Origin of the sequence: Saccharospirillum impatiens DSM 12546 (assembly GCF_000423605.1) — a bacterium.
Taxonomy (GTDB): domain Bacteria; phylum Pseudomonadota; class Gammaproteobacteria; order Pseudomonadales; family Natronospirillaceae; genus Saccharospirillum; species Saccharospirillum impatiens.
Genome location: NZ_AUIH01000091.1, coordinates 1 through 6479, shown reverse-complemented (window position 1 = coordinate 6479; position 6479 = coordinate 1). Strand labels below are relative to the sequence as shown.

Below are 6479 nucleotides of genomic sequence, written 5' to 3'. Positions count from 1 at the left end.
GTCAGCTGATCAATGTCTTGCTTCGGCATTGCTGGTTGTTCCCATCGATGACAATGCCCTCCAGTGTAACCCCGGTTTTCCATCACTCCGCTCCGGTGCTTGACGATATATACATATAGTGTATATGCTTCTGTCCGATAAATAAATGATACATTTTTTGTATATCGGGTTGACAGGGTTTTGGGAGAAAAGGCCATGGCACGCTACAGCGACGAGACGATCAACCGCATCAAGGCGCAGGTGTCCCTGGTCCGCCTGGTCGAGGGCTCGGGCGTGGCCTTGAAGAAGCAGGGCGCGGACTACGTGGGCCACTGCCCCTTCCACAACGACAAGACGCCGAGCCTGGTGATCAGCCCCCAGAAGAACCTCTGGCACTGCCTGGGCGCGTGCGGCATTGGCGGCAGCGTGATCGACTGGGTGATGAAAATCCAGGGCGTGAGTTTTAGACACGCGGTCGAGTTGCTGAAAAACGACATTCCTTCTTTAGTCGCCGGTTCAGCCGCCATGGAAGCCACGGCCAAGCCCCTGAAACGATCCAGCACCCCCAAGCTCGATGCCCCGGTCAGTGTGGACGCCGACGACCAGGCCCTGCTGCACCAGGTGATCGACTACTACCACCAGACCCTGAAAGAAGACTCGGAGGTGTTGGCCTACCTGCAAAAGCGCGGCCTGGACGATGCGGCGCTGATCGAGCGCTTCAGGCTGGGCTACGCCAACCGCACGTTGGGCCTGCGGCTGCCGCATAAGAACCGCAAGGCCGGGGCGGCGATCCGGTCGCGGTTGCAGAGGCTGGGCGTGTTCCGCGAGTCCGGGCACGAGCACTTTACCGGCTCCTTGGTCATCCCGGTGACGGACGCGCAGGGCAATATCACCGAAGCCTATGGCCGCAAGGTCCGGGACAACCTGAACAAGGCCTCGCCGCTGCACACCTACCTGCCCGGACCGCACCGGGGCGTGTTCAACGTCGAGGGCCTGGCTGACACCGAGGAAGTAATCTTGTGCGAGTCCCTGATCGACGCCCTGACGTTCTGGCGCTGGGGCTTCCGTCACGTGACTTGCAGCTATGGCGTGAATGGCTTCACTGATGATCTGATGCAAGCCTTGCTCGATCACGGCATCAAACGGGTCCTGATCGCTTACGACCGGGACGAGGCGGGGAACAAGGCGGCTTCGACGCTGGCCGGAAAACTGATGGAGCAGGGGTTGGACTGCTTTAGGGTGTTGTTCCCCAAGGGCATGGACGCGAACCAGTATGCAACGCAGATGACTCCGCCGCAGAAAGCGCTGGGCCTGGTGTTGAGAAAGGCGGAGTGGTTGGGTAATGGACAGGCCCCGGGGCTGACGACCGAGCCGGAAACGGCCCCGATCACCGCCAAACCCCTTCCTTCTTTAGTCGCTTCTCTTGAGGCTGAACCAGCCCCGGAACCCCAACCTGAACAGGTCGCCGAGCCGACCCCGCCGGAACCGTCTCCAGAGACTGAACCGCTGTTGCCCGAGATCGACACCCAAGCCAGCCCGGTGCCGCCGTCGCCGCAAGCCGACATCGAGGTGGAAGTCAAAGACCACGAGCTGTTCATCACCCGAGGCACGCGGATCTATCGGGTGCGCGGGTTGGAGCAAAACCCGAGCGGCCGCTACGACCAGTTGAAAATACAGCTCATGGTCACTTCGACCGAGAGCGACCTGTTCCACATGGACAAGCTGGACCTGTACAGCAGCAAGCAGCGCCAGGTGTTCATCAACCAGGCGAGCGGCGAACTGGGCGTGGCCGACGAGGTCATCAAAAAAGACCTGGCCAAGGTGCTACTGACGCTGGAAGACCAGTTGGCGAAACGGGACGAGGACGCCACCGACAAAGCGGCCCGGCCGGACGAGTTGAGCACCGAGGAACGCCAGACCGCGCTGGACCTGTTGCAAGCCCCGGACCTGCTCGACCGGGTGTTGGTGGACTTCGAGCGCGCCGGCGTGGTGGGCGAAGACATCAACAAGCTGACCGGTTACCTGGCGTGTACCAGTCGCCGGATGGAGCGACCGCTGGCCGTGATCATCCAGAGCAGCAGCGCCGCCGGTAAAAGCAGCTTGATGGATGCCATCCTGGCGCTGATGCCCGAGGAAGACCGGGTGCAATACAGCGCCATGACCGGCCAAAGCCTGTTTTATATGGGCGAGACCAACCTGAAACACAAAATCCTCGCGATCAGCGAGGAGGAGGGGGCGCACAACGCCAGCTATGCGTTAAAACTGCTGCAATCGGAAGGCGAGGTGACCATCGCCAGTACCGGCAAGGACGACAACACGGGCCAGCTGGTCACCCGAGAATACAAGGTCGAAGGCCCGGTGATGCTGTTCCTGACCACCACGGCCATCGACATCGACGAGGAGCTGTTGAACCGCTGCGTGGTGCTGACCGTGAACGAGAGCCGGGAGCAGACGCAGGCGATCCACCGGGCGCAGAGGGCTCGAAGAACCCTGGAAGGTCTACAGCTCAAGCAGCAAAAGCAACACGTCCTTAAAGTGCACCACAACGTTCAACGCCTGCTAAAACCCTTGGCCGTGATCAACCCCTACGCCGACCAGTTGACGTTCCTGGACGACAAAACCCGCACGCGACGCGACCACGAAAAGTACCTGACGCTGATCGACAGCATTGCGCTGCTGCACCAGTACCAGCGTGACACAAAACACTTACCATCGTCGGACCCGACTGAGCCGGGCCTGGACTACATCGAGGTCACACTGGACGACATCGCCACGGCCAACCGCCTGGCGCACGAGGTGCTGGGCAAGACCCTGGACGAGTTGCCGCCGCAGACGCGGCGCTTGTTGCGGGAGATACAAAGGATGGTCGCCGAGGCGTGCCAGCGCGACGGCATCGAGCAACGGGACTATCGCTTTAGCCGCAAGCGGATCCGGGAGGCGACCGGGTGGGGCAACACCCAGCTCAAAATCCACTGCAAGCGGCTGGAAGACATGGAGTACCTGTTGGTGCATCGAGGTGGTCGCGGGCAATCGTTCGACTATGAACTGCTCTATGACGCACCCGACACCGACGAGGACGGCGGGCAACAGCACCTGATGGGCCTGATCGACCCGGAACGCCTGCGCCAAAGGGGCAGCACTGGCGAAAAACACGACTACGACGCCAACCGGTCGGGGTCTGGAAAGAGCCAGTCGGGGCCAAGTCGGCCCCAGGTCGGCGGGGTGTCGGGTTCGGAAAATGACGGGAAAGCCAGTGCCCAGGCGGGTTGCGGCGAACAGCAGTTCGACTTCGTGGCAAACACTTATAAGGCGTGTCACTCAAGCGATCCATCGTACCTGCATGAAACCGCCACCCCTTCTTCTTTAGCCGCGCCCTTAGTCGCGACAGCCGCCGACCGGAGGCAATAAGCATGGCCCTGAGACGCAAGCAACGCATGCCCGAGATCGACCGCAAGCGCCGGGTCGAGCACAACGGGATTTACCCGTACCTGGCGCGCTACCTGGAATGGGGCCGGGCGATCAAGGGCGTCTCCCAGGACACCACCAAGACGCGGGACGCCAGCATCCGGCGGTTCATCGACTGGTGCGACGAACGCGGGCTGGACGACCCCAGAGAGATCACCTTGCCGATCCTGGAGCGCTACCAGCGCCACCTGTTCCACTACCGCAAGCGCAACGGCCAGGCCCTGGGCATCACCGCCCAGGAGTCGCTGCTGGTCTCGCTGAAGGGGTTCTTCAAGTGGCTGACGCGGGAGCGCTACCTGCCCGGCAACCCGGCGAGCGAAATGGAGATCCCGAGGCGGCCGCAGCGGCTGCCCGCCGCCATCCTGGAACCGGACGAGATCGTCCGGGTGTTCGGCCAGCCGGACCTGGGGCGGCCCGAAGGGCTGCGCGACCGGGCCATGCTGGAAGTGCTGTACGCCACCGGGATGCGGCGCATGGAACTGTGCAATCTGTCGATCTACGACCTTGAGCACCGCCGCCGGACCGTGACGATCCGGTCCGGCAAGGGTAACAAGGACCGGGTGGTCCCGCTGGGTGAACGGGCGCACGCCTGGATCGTCAAATACCTGGACGAAGCCTACTCCGAGCTGGTCGGCCCGAAACACGCCAACCACCTGTTCCTGACCGACTTCGGCGAGCCGTTCAACCGGGGCCTGATGGGTTACCAAGTGCGCAAGCTGCTGGACGCCGCCGGCATCCAAAAGCAGGGCGGCTGCCACCTGTTCCGGCACGCCTGCGCCACGCACATGCTGGAGAACGGAGCGGACATCCGCTACATCCAGGCGCTGTTGGGGCACGCCGAGTTGAACACCACTCAGATCTACACCCGGGTGAGTATCGACAAGCTGAGCGAGATCCACGCCGCGACGCACCCGGCGAAGCTGCGGACGGTCAAGGGCCGGGACGGGCAGGAGCGGATGGCGTTGTTGGCGGCGCTGGACGCGCAAAGCGAAGACGAGGAGAGTCCGAGCGACGGGCGAACATACGGCACGGACACAGGAGACTTGAAATGATCGACTGGACTGGCTACGCCAATGGCGTATACTTTACCTCATGGTCCTCATAGAAACCCCGATCTTCACCCGGCGCATCGTCGAACTGATGAGCGACGACGAGTACAAGGCGCTGCAGGAAGCCCTGGTGAACCGTCCCGACCTGGGCCCGGTGATCCAGGGAACCGGCGGCCTGCGGAAAATGCGCTGGAAACAGGAGGGTCGGGGTAAGAGCGGTGGTGTCAGGGTCATCTACTACTGGATGACGGCGGACGAGCATCTATACATGCTGTACGTCTACCCCAAGAATGAACGGGAAGACCTGACGCCGGACCAGAAAACAGCCCTGAGACAGATCGTAGAGAGGTGGTCAGATGGATAACGCCCTGTTCGACGAACTGCTGGTCAGCGTGCAAGAGATGGACGAGATCGTCCAGGGACAACGGCCGGCAGCGCGTATTACCGAATACCCGGAACCGGAGGTGAAAGCCATTCGGGAACATACCGGGTTGAGCCAACGGCGCTTCGCCGTGCTGATCGGCGTCAGCCAACGGACGCTGGAGAACTGGGAGCAGGGACGGCGACACCCGACCGGCCCGGCCAAGGCGTTGTTGCGCATCCTGGCGGCGGACCCGGAGCACGCTGTTAAAGCCCTGCACGGATAATCCCCGGCCAAGGGGCGGTTCCTTGCCCCGGACCACCAAGACCGTGGTTAAGACAGTCCGCCTGTCACATGGCTTGCAATAAACCCCGCAAGCCAAGGCGCCAGGCTCGTGCTGATGGCGGTCCGGGGAGGTCGGTTCTCCTACCAGGCGGGCCCTTCGGCCCCGGCCGTGCGATGCACGGCACAGGAAAAAAGGTGGCTGCACAGGCGGTCATGGCGCTTGCAGGTAAGGCCGAGCGCGGGGCTTCGGTTCACAAAGCAACATCATCCAAAGCAGTGTCATCACGCAGTCTGGCAAGCGCCACGCCCACCTGAGCGGCCGCTCTCCAGCCATGCCTCCCCCCGGCTCGCAAGCTCGCCTCCCCGCCCGAAAACCCCTGCCCGCCGCGTCGGGTACCCCTGGCGGCATCAATGGGGTTAGCCATCCAGCGGTGCCCCCAGGGCGTTGCAGCGGTTAACGGGCGGTCAGGTCGGGCTGGCCGCATGGCCTGTTTTTACCCCCAAACCCCCAAGGGGGCTTCAACCCCAACAGGGTGGCGGCAAGCCGCGCTTAAAAACACACCTCTCCCCCCAACCCCCCGCTGGGGGACGGTACGGTGCCACCGTATAAAACGTGGCGCTGGGTTGCCGGTCAGGGTAGCAGCGTGCTCAACCCGTCAAGGCCAAGCCGCGCAAGCGCGGTGCTGCGCAGCCTTGACGGGCCTGCGCGCGCTGCTGGTTGGAAGCGGCAACCCACCACCACTCAAGGAGCCCAGGTATGCAAAACGCCATCACGGTCACCGTTCACCCCGAAGTCCTGAAGGAGCTGGCTTACATCGTCGAACTGCACAAGCGGCACGGGGCGGTCAATCCCATGAACAACGTCCAGGATCTGGTCGACACCGTCCTGGCCAGCATCGCCGACGGGTCGCGTCGGCCGGGAAGCTGGGAACGGAGCCTGCTAGAACATATGGGCCTGGTGGCCGACGGCGACGACCATCACTGGTACCGGCCGCACTACGGCCCGGACACCTTGCGCGAAAAGACGCGCAAGCTGACCGGCGGGGGAGCGAGGCTTCAAAGCAGCGGCTAAAAGAAAAAGCCCTGGGGGCGAGCGCTGCCAGCCCCACCATAGGGTTGGGATAAGTACAAACCCCAGTGAAAACAGCAGCTTACACAGTGCAAGCGCGGCCGCGCGCGTCACGGCGCTGAGCCGGAGCTAAGCGAAAAAGTGCCTTGGGGTCTGTAACTTGGTACAGTGGCCGAATGACCGCCTTCCTCGATCTGAAAGCCGCATGTGCACTGGGCTGTAGCGAAGTTAACGCTACGGCCGCGTCGGTGTTGTTAGATGGGTTCCTGTA

6 protein-coding genes are annotated in these 6479 nt (G+C 62.7%); 5 read left to right on the top strand and 1 reads right to left on the bottom strand.

Annotation, left to right across the window (positions count from 1 at the left end):
- Positions 1 to 195 precede the first annotated feature (195 nt).
- The 4 genes from G565_RS0119940 to nadS are packed head-to-tail and all read left to right on the top strand — an operon-like array spanning position 196 to position 5140.
- Complete coding sequence (locus G565_RS0119940) at positions 196 to 3387, top strand: CHC2 zinc finger domain-containing protein (RefSeq protein ID WP_028672396.1); 3192 nt, start codon at positions 196 to 198, stop codon at positions 3385 to 3387.
- A 2-nt stretch (positions 3388 to 3389) separates the two neighbouring features.
- On the top strand, positions 3390 to 4496 hold the full coding sequence (gene xerC, locus G565_RS25145) for a site-specific tyrosine recombinase XerC (RefSeq protein WP_157600175.1): 1107 nt from the start codon (positions 3390 to 3392) through the stop codon (positions 4494 to 4496).
- 40 nt (positions 4497 to 4536) lie between these two features.
- A complete protein-coding gene (locus tag G565_RS0119930; protein WP_028672395.1) occupies positions 4537 to 4857 on the top strand; it encodes a type II toxin-antitoxin system RelE/ParE family toxin in 321 nt (106 codons plus the stop codon).
- Entirely contained in the window at positions 4850 to 5140 is a 291-nt protein-coding gene (nadS, locus tag G565_RS0119925) for a NadS family protein (RefSeq protein WP_028672394.1), read from the top strand. The genes G565_RS0119930 and nadS overlap by 8 nt, the downstream gene beginning before the upstream one ends.
- Before the next feature lie 250 nt (positions 5141 to 5390).
- Here the strand turns inward: nadS and G565_RS26920 are convergent, their stop codons facing one another.
- Complete coding sequence (locus G565_RS26920; protein WP_157600174.1) at positions 5391 to 5624, bottom strand: hypothetical protein; 234 nt, start codon at positions 5622 to 5624, stop codon at positions 5391 to 5393.
- Between the two features lie 272 nt (positions 5625 to 5896).
- On the opposite strand from G565_RS26920, the gene G565_RS25140 reads away from it, so the two are divergent.
- Entirely contained in the window at positions 5897 to 6211 is a 315-nt protein-coding gene (locus tag G565_RS25140) for a hypothetical protein (RefSeq protein WP_211227234.1), read from the top strand.
- Positions 6212 to 6479 lie beyond the last annotated feature (268 nt).

Bases quoted from the DNA above. Each gene is read 5' to 3' on its own strand.
- G565_RS0119940 (WP_028672396.1), top strand. From the start codon at position 196: ATGGCACGCTACAGCGACGAGACGATCAACCGCATCAAGGCGCAGGTG.
- xerC (WP_157600175.1), top strand. From the start codon at position 3,390: ATGGCCCTGAGACGCAAGCAACGCATGCCCGAGATCGACCGCAAGCGC.
- G565_RS0119930 (WP_028672395.1), top strand. From the start codon at position 4,537: ATGGTCCTCATAGAAACCCCGATCTTCACCCGGCGCATCGTCGAACTG.
- nadS (WP_028672394.1), top strand. From the start codon at position 4,850: ATGGATAACGCCCTGTTCGACGAACTGCTGGTCAGCGTGCAAGAGATG.
- G565_RS26920 (WP_157600174.1), bottom strand. From the start codon at position 5,624: ATGCGGCCAGCCCGACCTGACCGCCCGTTAACCGCTGCAACGCCCTGG.
- G565_RS25140 (WP_211227234.1), top strand. From the start codon at position 5,897: ATGCAAAACGCCATCACGGTCACCGTTCACCCCGAAGTCCTGAAGGAG.